Annotated in this window: 18 protein-coding genes; 11 read left to right on the forward strand and 7 right to left on the reverse strand. The window is 70.6% G+C overall.

What is annotated here, in order from left to right:
• Positions 1-31: 31 nt before the first annotated feature.
• From AC37TH_RS01015 to AC37TH_RS01025, 3 genes are all read right to left on the reverse strand, one after another.
• Entirely contained in the window at positions 32-3,439 is a 3,408-nt protein-coding gene (locus tag AC37TH_RS01015; protein ID WP_490762492.1) for an IPT/TIG domain-containing protein, read from the reverse strand.
• 84 nt (positions 3,440-3,523) lie between these two features.
• Entirely contained in the window at positions 3,524-4,240 is a 717-nt protein-coding gene (locus AC37TH_RS01020; protein ID WP_490762493.1) for a helix-turn-helix transcriptional regulator, read from the reverse strand.
• 12 nt (positions 4,241-4,252) lie between these two features.
• Positions 4,253-6,025, reverse strand: a complete 1,773-nt coding sequence (locus AC37TH_RS01025; protein WP_490762494.1) for a winged helix-turn-helix domain-containing protein — start codon at positions 6,023-6,025, stop codon at positions 4,253-4,255.
• A gap of 278 nt (positions 6,026-6,303) precedes the next feature.
• Here AC37TH_RS01025 and AC37TH_RS01030 point away from each other — a divergent pair, with 278 nt between their 5' ends.
• Positions 6,304-6,759, forward strand: coding sequence for a MarR family winged helix-turn-helix transcriptional regulator (locus AC37TH_RS01030; RefSeq protein ID WP_490762495.1), 456 nt, complete (start codon positions 6,304-6,306; stop codon positions 6,757-6,759).
• 26 nt (positions 6,760-6,785) lie between these two features.
• Here AC37TH_RS01030 and AC37TH_RS01035 read toward each other — a convergent pair whose 3' ends face one another.
• Together AC37TH_RS01035 and AC37TH_RS01040 are read right to left on the reverse strand one after the other, a co-directional pair.
• The gene (locus AC37TH_RS01035; protein WP_490762496.1) at positions 6,786-7,760 is read right to left on the reverse strand and encodes a diacylglycerol/lipid kinase family protein; all 975 of its coding nucleotides are present in this window, start codon (positions 7,758-7,760) and stop codon (positions 6,786-6,788) included.
• Between the two features lie 53 nt (positions 7,761-7,813).
• On the reverse strand, positions 7,814-8,266 hold the full coding sequence (locus AC37TH_RS01040) for a MarR family winged helix-turn-helix transcriptional regulator (RefSeq protein ID WP_490762497.1): 453 nt from the start codon (positions 8,264-8,266) through the stop codon (positions 7,814-7,816).
• Positions 8,267-8,343: 77 nt separating this feature from the next.
• Here AC37TH_RS01040 and AC37TH_RS01045 point away from each other — a divergent pair, with 77 nt between their 5' ends.
• From AC37TH_RS01045 to AC37TH_RS01055, 3 genes are read left to right on the forward strand one after another with little or no spacing between them, the layout of a single operon-like run.
• Entirely contained in the window at positions 8,344-8,979 is a 636-nt protein-coding gene (locus AC37TH_RS01045; protein ID WP_490762498.1) for an NAD(P)-dependent oxidoreductase, read from the forward strand.
• A gap of 19 nt (positions 8,980-8,998) precedes the next feature.
• Positions 8,999-9,358: a DoxX family protein gene (locus AC37TH_RS01050; RefSeq protein ID WP_490762499.1), complete on the forward strand. Its 360-nt coding sequence runs from the start codon at positions 8,999-9,001 to the stop codon at positions 9,356-9,358.
• Between the two features lie 29 nt (positions 9,359-9,387).
• Positions 9,388-10,107, forward strand: a complete 720-nt coding sequence (locus tag AC37TH_RS01055) for a GNAT family N-acetyltransferase (protein ID WP_490762500.1) — start codon at positions 9,388-9,390, stop codon at positions 10,105-10,107.
• Positions 10,108-10,125: 18 nt separating this feature from the next.
• On the opposite strand, the gene AC37TH_RS01060 is transcribed toward AC37TH_RS01055, so the two are convergent.
• Positions 10,126-11,394 carry a serine/threonine-protein kinase gene (locus AC37TH_RS01060; protein ID WP_490762501.1) on the reverse strand — a complete coding sequence of 423 codons (1,269 nt, stop codon included), beginning with the start codon at positions 11,392-11,394 and terminating at the stop codon, positions 10,126-10,128.
• Between the two features lie 108 nt (positions 11,395-11,502).
• On the opposite strand from AC37TH_RS01060, the gene AC37TH_RS01065 reads away from it, so the two are divergent.
• The 3 genes from AC37TH_RS01065 to AC37TH_RS01075 all read left to right on the forward strand — a co-directional run bounded on the left by AC37TH_RS01065 (position 11,503) and on the right by AC37TH_RS01075 (position 12,559).
• Complete coding sequence (locus tag AC37TH_RS01065) at positions 11,503-12,012, forward strand: MarR family winged helix-turn-helix transcriptional regulator (protein ID WP_490762502.1); 510 nt, start codon at positions 11,503-11,505, stop codon at positions 12,010-12,012.
• Positions 12,013-12,087: 75 nt separating this feature from the next.
• Complete coding sequence (locus AC37TH_RS01070; RefSeq protein ID WP_168690344.1) at positions 12,088-12,252, forward strand: hypothetical protein; 165 nt, start codon at positions 12,088-12,090, stop codon at positions 12,250-12,252.
• A gap of 49 nt (positions 12,253-12,301) precedes the next feature.
• Positions 12,302-12,559, forward strand: a complete 258-nt coding sequence (locus AC37TH_RS01075) for a DUF6458 family protein (RefSeq protein WP_490762503.1) — start codon at positions 12,302-12,304, stop codon at positions 12,557-12,559.
• Positions 12,560-12,674: 115 nt separating this feature from the next.
• Here AC37TH_RS01075 and AC37TH_RS01080 read toward each other — a convergent pair whose 3' ends face one another.
• Positions 12,675-14,063, reverse strand: a complete 1,389-nt coding sequence (locus AC37TH_RS01080) for a pyridoxal phosphate-dependent decarboxylase family protein (RefSeq protein WP_490762504.1) — start codon at positions 14,061-14,063, stop codon at positions 12,675-12,677.
• A gap of 130 nt (positions 14,064-14,193) precedes the next feature.
• Between AC37TH_RS01080 and AC37TH_RS01085 the strand changes: the two genes are divergently transcribed.
• From AC37TH_RS01085 to AC37TH_RS01100, 4 genes are all read left to right on the forward strand, one after another.
• Positions 14,194-14,772: an AAA family ATPase gene (locus AC37TH_RS01085; protein WP_490762505.1), complete on the forward strand. Its 579-nt coding sequence runs from the start codon at positions 14,194-14,196 to the stop codon at positions 14,770-14,772.
• 4 nt (positions 14,773-14,776) lie between these two features.
• Entirely contained in the window at positions 14,777-15,976 is a 1,200-nt protein-coding gene (locus tag AC37TH_RS01090; RefSeq protein ID WP_490762506.1) for an amidohydrolase, read from the forward strand.
• A gap of 53 nt (positions 15,977-16,029) precedes the next feature.
• Complete coding sequence (locus AC37TH_RS01095) at positions 16,030-16,446, forward strand: hypothetical protein (RefSeq protein ID WP_490762507.1); 417 nt, start codon at positions 16,030-16,032, stop codon at positions 16,444-16,446.
• A 66-nt stretch (positions 16,447-16,512) separates the two neighbouring features.
• A complete protein-coding gene (locus AC37TH_RS01100; RefSeq protein WP_490762508.1) occupies positions 16,513-17,394 on the forward strand; it encodes an aminoglycoside phosphotransferase family protein in 882 nt (293 codons plus the stop codon).
• The last annotated feature ends 105 nt before the right edge of the window (positions 17,395-17,499 follow it).

Consider the following 17,499-nt stretch of genomic DNA (forward strand, 5'->3'; position numbering starts at 1 on the left):
GTTCGAGTTCGGCCTCCCACCGGATGCCCGGTCAGGCCTGGTTGCGCCTCCGCCACGTCACCGCTCCGACCCCCGCGAGGAGCAGGATCACGGCGAGCGCTCCGAGTCCACCGGCAGCCGCGACGTCGGTTCCGGTGTCCGCGAGCCCGCTGCCCGTTGTGGCGCCGGAGCCGGCGGTCGTCGACCCTCCAGGAGTGCTGGGATCCACATACGTGAAGCCCCGCGGCAGCACACCGGTGCCGCAGACGGCCGACCCGATGACCGTGACGTCCACAGCACCGACGCCCGCCGGGGTCACCGCCGTGATGGTGGTGTCGTTCAGGACGGTGAACTGTGTTCCGGCGACGCCGCCGAAGGTGACGCCGGTGGCGCCTGTGAAGCAATGACCGATGATGGTGACCGGCGTGCCGCCGCCTGCCGGTCCTGAACCAGGATCGACGGAGCCGACCGTGGTGACCGGGTCGTAGGTGAACGGTTGGGCCGGCGAGTTCCCGGCGGCGCCGACCACGACCACGCCGACCGCGCCGACCGCGTGCGGCGGGCTGCTCACGGTGATCGTGGTGTCGTTCACCACCGTGAACGCCGTCCCTGGCGTTCCACCGAAGGTGACACCGGTCGCGCCGGTGAACCCTGTGCCGGTGATCGTCACCGCGGTGCCGCCGGTCTCCGGTCCGTGGTTTGGCACGATGGAGGTGACCGCCGGGACGGCGACGAAGGTGAACGTGCCGGGAGGGGATGTGCCGACGGGGGTCTGCACGACCACGTCGGCCGCGCCGGGCGCGTGCGCCGGAGTGGTCGCGGTGATCGTGGTGTCGTTGACGACGGTCACGTTCGTCGCGGGAAGACCGCCGATGGTCACGCCCGTCGCGCCGGTGAACCCGGACCCGGTGATGGTGACGACGGTTCCGCCGGTCTCCGGGCCATGGTCGGGGGTGACGCCGCTGATGGCGGGAGCGGTCGGGACGACCGCGGCGTCGAAGGTGAACGTGCCGGGGGCCGAGTCGCCATTGGGCGACTGGACCACCACATCCACAGCACCCTGCGCGTGAGCGGGAGTGGTGACCGTGATCGTCGTGTCGTTCACCACCGTGAACGCGGTGCCTGGCGTTCCACCGAAGGTGACACCGGTCGCGCCCGTGAACCCTGTCCCCGTGATCGTGACGGGCGTGCCGCCGGTGTCTGGCCCGTGCGTCGGCGAGAGCGACGTGATCGCGGCGGCCGGGTCGAACGTGAACGTCCCCGGAGCAGAATCACCGTTCGGCGACTGAACCACCACATCAGCGGCACCAGGCGCGTGAGCGGGAGTCGTCACCGTGATCGTCGTGTCATTCACCACTGTGAACGCCGTGCCCGGCGTTCCGCCGAAGGTGACACCGGTCGCGCCGGTGAACCCGGTTCCGGTGATCGTCACCGGCGTGCCACCGGCCTCCGGACCGTGCGTCGGCGCGACGCCCGTCACCACCGGGGCGACCGGAGCGGCATCGAACGTGAACGTCCCCGGAGCAGAATCACCGTTCGGCGACTGGACCACCACATCCACCGCACCAGGCGCGTGAGCGGGAGTCGTCACCGTGATCGTCGTGTCATTCACCACTGTGAACGCCGTGCCCGGCGTTCCACCGAAGGTGACTCCGGTCGCGCCGGTGAACCCTGTTCCGGTGATCGTGACGGGCGTGCCGCCGGTGTCTGGCCCGTGCGTCGGCGAGAGCGCCGTGATCGCGGCGGCCGGGTCGAACGTGAACGTCCCCGGAGCAGAATCACCGTTCGGCGACTGCACCACCACATCCACCGCACCAGGCGCGTGCGCCGGAGTCGTCACCGTGATCGTCGTGTCATTCACCACCGTGAACGCCGTCCCCGGCGTCCCACCGAACGTCACACCCGTCGCTCCCGTGAACCCTGTCCCCGTGATCGTGACCGGCGTGCCACCCGCCTCAGGTCCATGCGTCGGCGTAAGTGACGTGATCGCCGCCGCGGCGGCGATCGCGTTCGGCCCGACGCTCGCGTTCGCGATGTTGAGCACCAGGGCGGACGCGGCGGGCAGCACGGTCGCCCGCAGGGCCGTCTCCGTGAAGACACCGCCGGCCGTCGCCTGGTTGTTGGCGGTGAGGGTCAGCGCGCCGTTGAGCACCGGCTTCAAAGCGGGGACCAACGTGGATGCGACCGGCGCGACCACCGCGGGGCCGATCGCCGTGACCAGGGTGCCGACCGAGGTGAGCGGGGTCAGCAGCGCTCCGACGACCGCGCCGGCGTTGATCGGGATGCCCACGACGGTGACGCCGGTCGTGGTGCCTGCGAGGAGGTTGCCGATCGTGTCGTCCACGCTGATGACCGTTCCGAGGATCGGCAGCGTCGACGCGATGTGGACGGGCAACCCGTCGATCGTCGTCGTCAGCGTGTCCGTGACCTTGGTGATCAACGAGCCGACGATGCCGGTGATTCGGTTCCCGAGTTCGGTGATCACCGCATCCGTGAGGAGGTCGGTGTTGGCGGGGAGGCCTTCGAGCGCCGTGATGGCGGCGAGGTCGACGCTCACCGTTCCTGTGCTGAGGTCGAGCGTCACGCCCGGGTACGCCGGGTCGGTGATCGGGCCTGTCAGCAAGGGGGCGACCGCTGCTTGGAGGTTTGAGGCGTCGACCGTCGCCGTGGTGGTCAGGACACCGCCGACGTTCAGCAGCCCGAGGGCGCTCGCCAGCGTTCCCGACGGTCCGGCGAGGGCGTCGACCGCGTTCTGCACGGGCACGATCTGGCCGTTGATCGCGGCGGCGAGACCGGCGACGGTGTTGCTCTGGAAGGTGAGGCCGACGTCTGCCAGCGAGTACGAGCCCGTCGCCGCAGCCGGCGCGGCCTGTGCCGCGCGTGCCGCAGTGACGCCGGCGGTGAGGTCGAGGTTCGCGAGTTCGTTCAGCGTCGCCGTCGGCAGGCCGAGCGACGCGACCGCCTGGCCGAGATTGAGGTGCAGCGGACCAGGAGCGACCCCGGGCGCCGGGGTGATGCCCGTGCCGATGTCGCCGTTCGCGGCTGTCAAACCGGAGGCGCCGACGGACGAACCGTTTCCGAGCGCCGATGCATACTGGGACACGACGCCCGCCTGCGCGAGGTCGATGGGGAGCTGGATGCCACCGGGAGCCGTGAGCGTCACCGCGCCGAGCACACCGACATCGAGGTTGTTCGCGTTGGTGGAATCGGTGCCGGAGCTCGTCGCCGTCTCACCGCCGAGCGAGGCGACCAGGGCCGCGTCGAGTCCGAGGAGCGAGCCGCTCAGATACTGCCCGGACGCACTGGACGTGTCCCCGGGCGCCGCCTGCGCCGGGAGAGCGCTCAGCCCGACGGCTGCCAAGGCGACCACTGTGCCGAGTGCCGCCAGACGCAGCAGCCGTGGATGTTCACCCCCACGATTCGGACGGACGGACGGACGACGAGTGAGACCTTCGAGCATGCGTGCAACCCCCAGAGATGTCTGTGGGCTCGATGCTGACTCGGCGACGACGTTCTCGGTATCGTCCGTTCCGGGTGAGATTGGCTAGAGCAGGCCGGTCCGGCGGGCGTTCTCGACCGCCATCGCACGATCCGTCGCACCCAGCTTCTGGTAGATCGAGCGCAGATGCGTCTTCACCGTATTCGGGCTGAGGCTGCGTTTTCGGGCGATGTCGACGACACTCTGGTGCAGCGGAAGCTCGCGGAGCAGGTCGTGCTCCCTCGGGGTGAGCAGTGCCCGCTCGCCCTCCCCCGCCGGTTGCGCATCCGGGAAGATCCGGCGGTAGGCCGCGACGATCGACGCCGCGAACGACTCGCTGGCACCGAACGCACCGAGACGCGCTTCGACGAGACGGGCGGCCGACCCTCCGCCGGCCATGAACGGCCGGAGGCAGCGCATCCGTTTGCCCAGCTCGACCGCCCTCTGGATCCGCGCGATCACCTGCTCCTCCCTGCCGGCCTCTGCAGCCCAGGTGGCGAGCAGGATCCAGCCGAAGACGAGGTTGCTGCCGTGCCAGGCGGCCGGCCGGCCGGCAAGCGCCTCCTCCAGCGCGACCTCGTCCGCATCCTGGTGGGCCGTCCCTGCGTGGACCTGCGCTGTGGCGAGCTGGACCTCGAACGCGGAGGGACCGAGCGACCGCGCGAGCAGGTCGACGGCCCTTCGAGCAGTCTCCCTGCCGCGGAAGTGCATGGTGAGGTCGATGTAGCGGAACGAGCCGACGGCGAGGGTCCGTGGGTGCTTGGTGATGCTGGATTCGAGCATCCGCTCCATCCGCTAGTACAGCTCCCGGACATCCGGTGCGCCGTCCAGGTCGAACAGCACCCTGAGCACACGCGGCGGCACGGACAGCCCAGGGTCGAGGTTCCGCCACTCGGTCTGGATGATGTCGGTGAGTCGCGCCTTACTGTACGGCTCGCACGCCTGATATGCGGCAGCGGCGGCGGCGAACTGACTGTGCGCCGCGACGATGTCCTTCGGCGTCGCGTCGGCGGCGGACTGGGCGGCGATGCGTTGTTCGAGCATCCCCTGGAGCTGCCACTCGCCCGCCCGCGCCGCAGCGTTCACGCCGATGTCGATGAGCATCGTGGCCAGCCACGGTCGATGCGAGTCCCGCGCGGCGTCGGCCGCGGACGCCGCGATGCGGACGGCCGTCTCGCACGCTCCGAGCACGAGCGCGCCGATGGCACGGGCCGCCTCGGCGAACAGCAGCGCATCCAGCATGTTCGCCGGGGCCGACGACGACGGTGCGGCCTCCCCCGCGGCGATCGCTGCGTTCAGCGCCTCCAGCGGGGAGCGCACCGCGTCGGCGTCGTGCGCCCGCATGACCACGATGGCGCAGTACGTCAGCCTGGCCGCTGCGGACATCGTGTGCAGGTTCTCGCCGGCCAGGTGGATGAAGTAGTCGACCCGCACGGAGTCGAGCAGGTGCGGTGCGGAGAGCAGGACGGAGAACAAGGCGGTGAGACCTGTGATGGCCCCTCTGCTCTCCAGCAGGGCGATGGCCCGATGCACCGTGGCCGACTCCCCGGAGAAGATCAGCCCGAGGCCGCGGGAGAGCAGTGCGGTGTTCACCAGCTCCACGGATTCGGAGGCCACCGCGTGGTCGAGCCCAGCCCGATCCTCGCCGTGCGCGAACAGCCAGTCGGCGGCCCGCGCGTGCAGGAGCGCCGGCCGCCCGGCGTCTCTGCGGCGGAGGGCGGCCTCGAGATGCGCACGGAAGACTCCGTCGAACGCGTACCGGAGTTGACCGCCCACCGGGGGACGCCGCCGGATCAGCCTGGTGTTGACGCAGAGCCCTTCGAGCGCTGCGCCGATGTCCGCCCATCCGGTGAGGTGTGCTGCGAGAGGGATCCCGATGGCATCGAGCACAGAGAGCGCGAGCAGACTGTCGGCGAGGCCGCGAGGGAGCATCCGGAGCAGCTCCTCGACCAGATGGTCCGCGGCGAGGCCGGGGTCGTGCACGAACTCTCGCGCGACGGCGTGCGCGTCGGCGGAGGCGGCGGCCACCTGAGCGAACATCGCCAGCGCGAACGGCCTGCCCTGGGTGTGCATGACGAGATCGGTGAGATCCACGGGATCCAGCACACAGCCGGAGAGCCGCAGGAGCTCGTCGGTCTCGCGCGGGCTGAAGGCGAGCGCCCACTGCCCGAGCTCCACTGCGGTCCGGCCCGGCCGTTCCCGGGTCACGGCGATCGGCTGGCTGCGGCCGCTCGACACCACGAGCCCGCCGGGTCCGAGGGAGGCGCAGAACAGCTCGAAGGTCTCCCGGTCCGCATGCGACTCGATCAGGTGCACGTCGTCGATCACCACGACGAAGGCGCCGGTCGATTCCTCTGGTGGACGTCCGGTGTCCCGTACGAACGCCCTGGTCAGCTCGGCCAGGAGGGAACGGTGCTCGGCGACGAACACCGCGCAATCGATGCGCACGACGGGATGCGTCCGCGCACGGTCGGCGCACCACTGATCGAGGAGGGTGGTCTTGCCCCACCCCGCTTCCGCGGTGATCGTGACGATGGCGCGCGGGTCCGCTTCCGCTTCGTCGAGCACACGCCTCAGCCTCCGACGGTCCACAACTCCCGTCCGCAGCGAATCGAACCTGAATGCGTGTTCCGTCGTCGCACCGTGCATTGTCCAACCCCTTTGAACAACTTCGGCCGACCCTGACCGCGATGTCGGGTCGCGGTCTCACCCTCTGCGGGTGAGACGACCGCGGTCATTCCCCGTGCGGTCGTCGCGTCAGCACGCTCATCGTCTCATAACGGGCAATCGGCGGGCAGGGGCCGCTTAGGATTGGCACACGATCAGGCCACGGCGAGGACGATTCGATGGACAAGCACACGGTGGAGGCGGACGAGTTCCTTCCGGAGAACTGGCCGCTCGGGCGCCTCCTCGGCGCCGCCTCCCGTGCCGTCGAGCGGAGCTGGGCTCAGGCGCTCGAACAGCGCGGTCTCACTCACGCCGGGCTGATCGTGCTGCACCTGCTGCACGCCGGGTTCACCTCGCAGGCCGACCTCGCGCGGCTCGCCAGGGTGGAGGCGCAGACCATGTCGCGCACCGTCGACCGGCTGGAGCGGGAGGGGCTCGTCGCCCGCTCCCCGTATCCGGGCGACCGGCGCAGGCACGTCCTCAGCATCACCGACGCCGGGCGGGAGGCGTTCGCGGGGGCGAAGGATCTGGAGAAAACCGTGTTCCCGGCTGTCGACGATCCGGATGCGCTCCGCTCGGCGCTGGTGCAGATTATCGCGGCCGTCGGCGACAGGACGGAGACCGCGCGCCGCTGAGCGCTGCCCAGGCAGCCCGCCGAACCTCAGGACTCCGCGGGCACCTTCACGGTCAGACTCAACGGGTCGATCCAGGTCTTGACCGCGACGGCCTTGCCGAACAGGTCGCCGTCCAGCTCGACGCGCTCGGGACGGTTCAGCCGCAGCACGAACTCGCTTCCCTTGAGGTAGTTGAGCGCCCGCACCTCCTTCGTCGAGCTCATCAGGCGCCGCCCGGCCGACGTGCGCCGCAGCACCCCGTTCTCCCAGAACACCTTCACCATGATCTGCAGCCAGCCGACGAACCCTTCCGGCCGCAGCAGGACGATGTCGAACTCGCCGTCGTCGACAGCCGCATCCGGCAGCAGCAGGATGTTCGCGGGAAGCGACCCGCAGTTGCCGATCATCACCGTGTGGGCGCGCAGCGAGTGCGCCCGCCCTCCGTCGAGCTGGTAGCGCAGGTGCAGTTCGTTCTTGTCGCGCAGCACCGTTCCGATCGCCTTGACGTAGGCAAGCCAGCCGGCTTTCGCCTTGAGGTCGTCGTCGGTGGCCGCCAGCATCTTCGCGTCGATTCCGAGGCCGGCCATGACCAGGTAGACCCGCCTGGTGACCGCGCCGTCCGCATCCCGGATGTCGGCCACGCCCACGTCGATGCGGCGGTCGTCGCCGTCGAACGCACTCTGCAGCGAGTGCCCGACGTCGTCGAGGGTGAGGTTCAGATTCCGGGCGAGCAGGTTGCCTGTGCCGGACGGCAGGAGCGCGAGCGGTGTCCCAGAGCCGCGGAGGACCTCGGCGACACTGCGCACCGTGCCGTCGCCCCCCGCAGCGATGACGACGTCGACCTTGCGCTCGAGCGCCTGCGTGGCCTGCCCGGTGCCCGGGTCGTCCTCGGTGGTCTCCAGCCAGACCGTCTCGCCCCAGCCGTACTGCTCCTCTGCGGCGGCGACCGCCTTCCGGAGCGCTGGGAGGTCGACTTTGATCGGGTTCACGACGATGGCTGCGGTCTTCACGGCGGTCTTCACTCAGCGACCATACGGGCAGCACGCCCTGTGCGGAAGCACCGCACGGCAGATGCTCAGCGCTGCAACCCCGGATGCACGCCCGCCGGCACGTCGTTGGCCGACACGACCCGCTGCAACGACGCGATCAGAGCGGCGCGCTCGTCGTCGCCCAGCGAGCCGAGTAGTTCGGCTTCGAGCGCGTCGGCCTCCGCCGTCGCACGCGGGAGCAGTTCCAGAGCCGCGTCGGTGAGATGCACCGCGTTCGCCCGCCGGTCGCCCGGGTGGCGGCGGCGCTCGACCAGCCCGGCACTCTCCAGGGAGTCGAGCAGGGCGACCATGACGTTGCGGTGGATGCCGAGCGCCGCCGCGAGCTCGCTCTGGGTCGCCCCTTCCGCCTCCGTCAGATGGGTGAGCAACCCGAACTGCGCCGGCTGCATCCCCAGCGGGGCGAGTCGTTCGGAGAAGCGCTGTGCGCTGTACGAGCCGAGCTGCGCGAGCAGGAACGCGGTCCGTTCGTCGAGTCTCATGGTCTCGACTATATCCGCCCTTGCGAAGATAGTCACTTTAAGTGATGATAACGACAACGTACTAATTTGGAGGCAGCATGAAACTCACCGTGTTCGGTGCGAACGGCGGCGTCGGCCGCGAACTCGTCCGCCAGGCGGTCGAGAGGGGCGACACCGTCACCGCGGTCGTGCGCAGCGCCTCCACCTACGAGCCCCCGCCCGGCGTCCGCGTCGTGCGGGTCGACGCGCTGACCGACCAGGATGCTCTCAGTCCCGCCATCGCAGGGGCCGACGCCGTCGCCTCCGCGATCGGCCCCCGCGGCCGCAACGACGGACCGGTCGCCGCCCCGGCGACCACCGCCATCGCAGGCGCGATGCAGGCGGAGGGCGTGCGGCGCATCGTCGCCGTGAGCGCCGCCCCGGTCGGTGAACCGCCCGCCAAAGACGCCTTCCTGAACAAGCGCATCCTGATGCCGATGATCGGCAGCATCCTCCGCCCTGTCTACGACGACCTGGCGGCGATGGAGGCCGTGCTGCGCGACAGCGGCCTGGACTGGACGGTGGTCCGGCCGCCCAAGCTCACCGACAAGCCGGGCAGCGGCGCATACCGCACAGTGGTCGGAGCCAACATCGACCACGCATACGCGATCTCCCGCTCTGACACGGCACACGCCATGCTGGCCGCCCTCTCCGATCAGGCGACGGTGCGGCAGCCCGTCGGCATCGCGCGCTGAGCGGCAGAGAGGAGCAGTCGTGTCCACTCTCTCGGTGATCGTCGTCTGGGCGGCCATCGTCGCAAACGGGTTCTCCGGCGTCGCGGCGCTCGTCCACTTCAAACCGATCCTGCCCGGGATGGCCGCGGCCGGCGTCCCCGTGTCCTGGCTCACCTTCCCGATTGGAACGCTGAAGACGCTCGGCGCCCTGGGGCTGCTGGCCGGGATGCTCGTCTCGCCGCCGATCGCGGTGGCCGCGGCGGGAGGGCTGGTGATCTTCTTCGTCTGCGCGCTGTACACGCACGTCCTCGCGCACGACCTCTCCGCCCAGTTCGGCCTGGCCGCGTTCCTGCTCGCGCTGAACGCGGCGACCCTGTGGAGCACGATCACCTGGCTGTGACCGCCGCCCCGGCGTGAAAAGCTGGGTGGATGCACGTTCTCGACAATCCCGCCTGGCACGCCCTCACCGGGGCGCACCGCTCGCTCGCCATCGGAACGGAGCAGGCCAAGCGCTACCGCCTCGACGTCTCGCCGTTCGCCGCCGTGGCCGATCCGGACGGGCCCCTCGACCCGCTGGACGACCTCCGCGCCCTCGTGGACGGCGCTGATGACGCGCACGGCGCGCTCGGCGCAGACAGCGCGGTCGGCGTGTTCGGGGCGACCGTCGGTCCGGACGGCTGGGAGACGATCGGCGCATACGACTGCTGGCAGCTCGTCTACGAGCACGACACCGTCCCTGAGCTCGCGCCGCTCACCGGCGACGCCCGCCTGGTCGAGCTGGGAGACGCCGACGTCCCGGATGCGCTCGACCTGGTCGACCGCACCAGGCCGGGCCCCTTCCTCCCCCGCACCATCGAGTTCGGCGGCTACCGTGGCATCCGGGTCGGCGACCGGCTCGCGGCGATGGCCGGGCAGCGGATGCGCCCGGCCGGCTGGTGCGAGGTCAGCGCGGTCTGCGCCGACCCCGAGTTCCGCGGCCGCGGGTTCGCGGCCAGGGTGATGGTCGAGGTGATGCGCGGGATCATCGCTCGCGGAGAGCACCCGTTCCTCCACGTCGAGGCGACGAACGAGCGCGCGCTCGGGGTGTACGAGGCGCTGGGGTTCACCAGGCGGCGCGAGGCGACAATCCTGGTGTGCCAGCCGGTGTGATGCCTGGGAGGGCGGCGGCTACTTGTTCTTGCCGTTCCCGTGGCCGTTGCCGTTGCCGTTGTTGCCGCCGTTGCCTTTGCCCTTGTTGCCGTTTCCGTTGTTCCCCGGCGCGGGCGCGGGCGTCGTGGCGGGCGCGGGCGCGGGGGTGGTCACCGGTGCGACGCTCGGCGTGACGACCGAGTGCGTGGTCGGCGGCGGGATGGACGGGGTCGTCGCAGGAGACGTGCCGGACGGGGAGAGCAGAGCGCCCAGCCCGATCCCGCCGGCGACGAGCACCACGACGACAGCGGCGAGCACGGCCGCCAAGACCCCGCCTCGACGGCGACGTGCCGGGGGAAGCACGGTGGTCGGCCCGGTGGAAACCGCACCCGGAACTGCCCTGGGGAGCGCCGTGGTCGCCTGCATCGGCTCGGTCTCGGCGAGGCCGTCCTCAGCCGCGGCTGCTGCCGTCGCCGCATCCCACCCCGCCAGCTGCGGCGCGAGTTCGCGGGACATCACGGCAACCTCCATCGCCGTCGGGCGCAGCGCAGGGTCGCGCGCGGTCATCGCCGCGAGCATCCCGCGCCAGTCGTCCGGCAGCGTGCCCGGGATGCGCGGATCACGTGCGGCCCGCGCGCTCACAGACTCCACCGGCGAGCCGGGGTAGCAGCGCTCGCCGGTGAGCGCTTCGAGCAGAACCAGCCCGAGCGAGTAGATGTCGGCCGGTGGCCCAGGCACCGCGCCGGCCACCTGCTCCGGGCTCAGATACGCGGCCGTCCCGATGATCGTTCCCGCCGTGGTGAGGCGCTCGGCCCCGATCAGGTGCGCGATGCCGAAGTCGGCGAGCTTCGCGTGCAGCCGGCCGCCGGGAACCGTCGACGACGGCAGCAGGATGTTGGCCGGTTTGAGGTCGCGATGCACCATCCCGGCGTCGTGGACGACCACCAGTCCCTCCGCGATCTCGGTCGCGAGCTCCGCCGTCTCCTCCCCGCTCAGCGGGCCGTCGTCCAGGCGGGTGCGCAGATCGGTGCCGTCGACCAGTTCCATCACCAGGAAGCTCGGCGTCTCGTCGCCCTCGGCCGCCAGGTGGGCGTCGTGCAGGGTGACCAGGCTCGGATGGCTGAGTCTGGCGAGCAGGGTCGCCTCGGCGCGGCGGCGTGCGTCGTCCACGGCTGTGCCGGGCGCGAACAGCTTGACGGCGACGAATCGGCCGAGTTGCCTGTCCTGCGCGCGGTAGACCGTCGCCATACCACCGCGACCGAGCGCATCCATCAGCTCGTAGCGGTCGAGCAGTACGCGATCGTTCACCGTGCGAGCATACGCGCGCCACGCGGAACCGCGACCCTGCCCGTGAATCGCCCGAAAGTCTCGCGACCATCCCTTGCCAGATCCGTGAACCCGGGTTGAGTGAAGGGTGTGAGCGACGAGATCGAGGAGCCGGACCAGCCGGACACGGGGGTCCTCGAAGCGCTGCAGGTCTACCGGGCAGCGGAGGCCGCCATGCGCCGGCGCACCGGCGCCGCGATGGGGATCGGCGACAGCGACCTCCTCGCCCTGCGATACATCCTCGACCGCAGCGCGCTCGGACGGGTGACCGCGTCCAAAGACGTGAGTTCGTATCTGGGCATCTCCAGCGCTTCGACGACCGCCCTGATCGACCGCCTGTCGAAGGGCGGGTTCGTCGAGCGCAGGCCGAGCACCGTCGACAAACGCTCCATCGAGATCGTGCCGACGAAAGCAGCGCTGGGCGACACCGGACCGATGCTCGAAGCGGCGCAGACCCAGATCGAGGCGGCGACGGCGGAGCTGAGCCCCGAGGAGGCCGCCACCATCACGCGCTTCCTCACCAAGATGCGCGAGACGGTCGACCGCATCGCCACCAAGCCCCGGCGCGCCGGACCGGCCGCGCGCGAGTATCAGGATTAATCGCGATGTCAAGGGGATTACTAGGCAACTGAACTAGTTGTTGGGTGGAGTGGTCAAGGAAAGGACACCTCTGCCATGAACATCCTGCTCATCGTGATCGCCATCATTGCGATCATCCTGCTGCTGACCGGCGGTTTCGTGCAGTCACTGAACTTCCTGCTCTGGGTCGGCATCGTGCTGCTCGTGATCGCGGTGATCGTGTGGCTTGTGCGCATGCTCACCGGAAGCCGCCGCGTCTGATCGCACCATCCACCCCCGCCCCCGCCTCAACGACCGAGAGGAGACCCCTATGAGTCTCGGAACCGGAATCGTCCTGTTCGTGATCGGCGCCATCCTGGCGTTCGCTCTCAACCTTCAGGTGGCCTGGATCGACCTGCACCTGGTCGGCTACATCCTGATGGCCGCCGGACTGATCGGCATCATCATCGGTATCGTGCTGCTCACCCGCCGCCGCCAGTCGGTCGCGACCACGCGCACCGCCGTCGACCCTGCCTCCGGCGAGCGCATCACGCGCCGCACCTCGGACACCGACGACCCCATCGTCTGATCCGTCCCCCGCTCCAAACAATCGAGCCGGGACTTATGTACGCGTCACCTCGGCGTGTCGCGTACATAAGTCCCGGCTCGATTGCGTGTGTGCGGTGGGGCGCGGCGGGGCGGGGCTACATGGTGTCGAGGATGGCGGTGAGGTGGGCGAAGGTGGTGGTGGGGTTCACGATCGCGAAACGGGTGTTGGGGCGGCCATCGTGCGAGCTGGGCGTGACGAACGCGCGCTGCTCCTCCAGGAGGCGGGCCGACCAGCGGGCGTAGTCCTCACGGGACCAGCCGTCACGTTCGAACACGACGACGGACAGCTGCGGCTCGCGCACCAGACGGAAGCCGTCGCGGGACTCGATCTCGCGCGCGATCCGCTGCGCCAGCTGCAGAGAGGCGGTCACCGCCTCCCGATACGCGCCCGCACCGTAGGTGGCGAGCGAGAACCACAGCGGAAGCCCGCGCGCACGCCGGGTGAGGTGTGCCGCGTAATCCGACGGGCTCCACTCGGTGGTCTCGGTGAGCGTGTCCAGATATTCGGCGTGCTGGGTGTGCGCCCTGCGCCCTGCCTCCGGATCGCGGTAGAGCAGCGCGCAGGCGTCGAACGGCGCGAACAGCCACTTGTGCGGGTCGACGATCGCCGAGTCCGCGCGCTCCACCCCGGCGAACCTGTGCAGCGCATCCGGTGACAGGATCCCGGCCAGCCCGTACGCGCCGTCCACGTGCAGCCAGAACTCGTACTCGTCCTTCAGCGCGGCGATGGAGGCGAGATCGTCGACGATGCCGAAGTTGGTCGACCCTGCGGTGGCGACCACAGCGAACACGGAAGCGCCGTGCTCGTCGAGCGCCTCCCGCACGTTCTCGCCGGTGAGCATCCCGCTGTCGTCCGGACGGACGGGGACGACCTCCACATCCATCACCCGGGCGGCGGACGCGATGGACGAGTGCGCCTCCGCGCTGCAGACGATCTTCCAGCGGCCGGTGCCCAGCTGGTCGCCGCGTTCGGCGCGGGCGTGCTCCCTGGCGGCGACGAGCGCCGAGAGGTTGCCGAGCGTCCCGCCCTGCACGAACACGCCGCCCGCGGTCTTCGGCAGCCCGAACTCGGCCGCGAGCCAGGCGAGCACCTGATTCTCGGCGAACACGGCGCCGGAGCCCTCCAGCCAGGAGCCTCCGTAGACCGCGCTCGCGGACACGACGAGGTCGAACGCCGTCGCCGCCTTGGTCGGCGCGGTGGGGATGAACGACAGGTACTGCGGGTGGTCGGTGGTGATGCAGGCGGGGGCGAGGACGTGCTCGAACAGCGCGAGGGCGCGCTCGGCCCCGATCCCGCCCTCCACGACCGTCTGCCCGGCCAGCCGGTTCAGCTCGAACTCGGAGAGCGGCTTGTCCAGGGGCGTGTCCGTGCTCAGGATGCGCCGCCGGGAGTAGTCGAGCACCAGGTCGACCAGTCCGCGTGTCTCGTCGGAGACCGCGTGCATCCTGGTCGGGGTTGTGGCGTCTTCGTCGTGCAGTTCCATGTTTTCCTCTCGGGCCCACAGCAGACTCTCACAACGCTTCGGCATTCGTTTGCCGTCTGGCGCAACGATCTGCCGTTTCTTGGGACGCTCGCGCAACACTTCTCCGCAGTGGATGCGGTTGACTGACGGGATGCACGAGCACGCCCTGTTCCTGAACGGTACCGTCGGCAGCGGCAAGACCACCACTGCCGCTGCGGTCGGCGCCCTCCTGGCCGAGCGCGGCATCCCGCACGCGATCGTCGACCTGGACGCACTGCGCAACGCCTGGCCCGCTCCGGCGGACGACCCGTTCAACAACGCGCTGGAACTCGCGAACCTGCGGGCGGTGGCGGCCAACGCGCGGGCGGCGGGGGCGCTGGTGCTCGTGCTGGCCGGGGTGATCGAGGACGCCGCGGCCGTGCCGCTCTACCGGGACGCGGTCGGCGGCGGCCTGCCGTTCACGGTCGTGCGGCTCACGGTCGACCCGGCGGTCGCGGAGCGCCGCCTGCGCGCCAGGCACGACGACGACGCGGACGAGCTGGCCTGGCATCTCCACCGCTTCGGGCAACTGGATGCGGTGCTCGACCTGGCCCACATCCCCGGACCGCTGGTGGTCACCACGGAACGGTCGCCTCGCGAGGTGGCCCAGGAGGTGGTGGCCGTAACGCTCGACGCGGCAACGCTCGACGCGGCAACCCTCGACGCGGCGGCTCCCGACGCGACAGGATGAGCACATGACCGACGTCTCGCAGTCCATCGCCGACCTCTACCGTGACCTGCACCGCCATCCCGAACTGTCGTTCGAGGAGACGCGCACCGCCGCCATCGCTGCCGCCCGACTGCGCGCTGCCGGATACGACGTCCTGGAAGGCGTGGGCCGCACCGGCGTCGTCGGCGTCCTCCGCAATGGCGACGGCCCGACGGTGCTGCTGCGCGCCGACATGGATGCGCTCCCCGTCGCCGAGGACACCGGCCTCGAATACTCGAGCACGGTCGACGGCGTGATGCACGCGTGCGGCCACGACGTGCACGTCAGCAGTCTGGTCGGCGCGGCCGACCGGCTGGCGCAGACCACGGGCGAGTGGGCCGGAACGCTGATCGCCCTGTTCCAGCCGGCCGAAGAGGTCGGCGGCGGTGCGCAGGCGATGCTCGACGACGGCCTTTATGAGAAGGTGCCCGTGCCGGATGTGGTGCTCGGCCAGCACGTCGGCCCGGCGCCCGCAGGTGCCGTCGGCGCGCATCCCGGTGCCGCGTTCGCGAGCGCGAACAGCATCGACATCACTCTGTTCGGCCGGGGAGGACACGGCTCCCGGCCCGAGACGACGATCGACCCTGTGGTGCTCGCCGCCGCCATCGTGCTCCGCCTCCAGACCATCGTGGCCCGCGAGGTGGCGCCGCAGGACACAGCCGTCGTGACCGTCGGGCGGCTGATCGCCGGGACGAAGAACAACATCATTCCGGAGACGGCGACCCTCGGTCTCAGCGTCCGCGCGTTCAGCGAGGAGGTGCGGACTCGCGTGCTCGGCGCGATCGAACGGATCGTGCGCGCCGAAGCGGAAGCGTCCGGCGCGCCGGAGCCGCACATCGACTACGCGGAGTCGTTCCCGGTGACGGTCAACGACGAGGCGGCGACCGAACGCACCACCGCGGCGTTCCGAGCAGCCTTCGGCGACGCCGCCGTGCTCGACCCCGGCGAGGTCAGCGGAAGCGAGGACGTCGGCCTGCTCGCGACGGCCGCCGGCGCACCCCTCGTCTACTGGATCCTCGGCGGCGCCGACGCGCAGACCTACCTCGCAGCGGCTGCGGCAGGCACGCTCGACCGCGACGTGCCGTCCAACCACTCGCCGCACTTCGCCCCGGTCCCCGAGCCGACGCTCACCCGCGGCGTCGAGGCCCTCGTCGCCGCCGCTCGCGCCTGGCTCGGCTCCCGCTAGCCCTGCGCTTTGCTGCAGGTGTCGCTCGCGTCGTCGGCCGATAGGGTGAGCGCATGACGAACCTGCCCGTGCCCCAGCAGCCGGTTCCGCTGCCGCCCCCGCTCGTCTCGATCGGGAACGTGCACGCCACCCCGGATTGGGTGATCACGCCCGGGGGCACCTGGCCGCTCGCCGACGTGAACGTCTCGACCAGCGATCAGACGGCGGTCACGACGCACACCCCGGCGTGGGCGATCGTGATGGTCGTGGTCTTCATCTGGTTCTTCCTGCTCAGCCTGCTGTTCCTGCTCGCCCGCGAGCGACGCACGAGTGGATACATCGGCGTGACGATCGCGTGCAACGGCCAGTGGTACACCGAGCAGGTGCCTGTCGGCAACGACATCCAGCGCGCCGATGTCCTGAACCGCGTCGCCTACCTGCAGTCCCTCATCGGCCAAGCCCGCTACGCGCGCCAGACCGGCCCTCGCTGACCCGTCTCCCCACCCGTCGAGCTTCGGAGCGGGCGGGGAGAGCGCCAGGCGGGTATGGTCGGGCGGGTGCACACACCGGAGGCGGATATTCAGAGCGACGCTGCGCTCGTCGCGCGGCTGATCGAGGTGCAGCACCCGGACATCGCGGGGACGCTGACGCTGGTGTCGGACGGGTGGGACAACCTCATCTACCGGCTCGGCACCGAGTACGCGGTGCGCATCCCGCGCCGGGAGGTGGCGGCGCACCTCATCGAGCACGAGCAGCAGGTGCTTCCCGGCTTCGCGGCGCGGATCGGCGTGCCCATCCCGGCTCCGGTGCGGGTCGGGCTGCCGTCCGAGCTGTTCCCATGGGCGTGGAGCGTTGTGCGGTGGTTCGACGGGATCGACGGTGCGGACGCGACGGCGGCGGAACGCGCATCCATTGCCCGGCCGCTCGCCGCGTTCGTCGCGGAACTGCACGAGCCTGCCACGGGCGACATCCCGGCCAACCCGGTGCGCGGCGTGCCGCTGGCCACTCGGGATGCGGCCGTGCAGGAGCGGCTGAGGCACCTGTCCGAGCGGCGCGAGGTCGCCGCCATCGCCGAGGCGTGGCGGGAGGCACTCGACGCCCCGGTCTGGAACGGGCCGCCGATCTGGCTGCACGGCGACCTGCATCCCGGCAACCTGCTGCTCACGCCCGACCGGTCTGGACTCGCCGCAGTGATCGACTTCGGCGACGTCACCGCCGGCGACCCGGCGACCGACCTCGCTACGGCGTGGCTGACCTTCGATCAGGATGCACGCGCAGAGTTCCGGGCAGTGCTCCAAGAGCAGTCTCCCGTCGACGACGCCACCTGGCGCCGCGCCCGCGGCTGGGCCGTGCTCCTCGGCACCGCCCTCGCTGCACACTCCGACGACAACCCCCGCATGGCCGCCCTCGGCGCCCACGCGCTCGCGCAGTTCGCCTGAGCCGCCCCTACCCGCGTTCGCGCATCGCCGGCACGCCTCGCACGCAGAAATCGAGCCCAGGCTTCGTCTCGCTCAGAGTTCGTCTGAGCGGGAAAAGCCTGGGCC

The organism is Leifsonia sp. McL0627 (assembly GCF_058244615.1).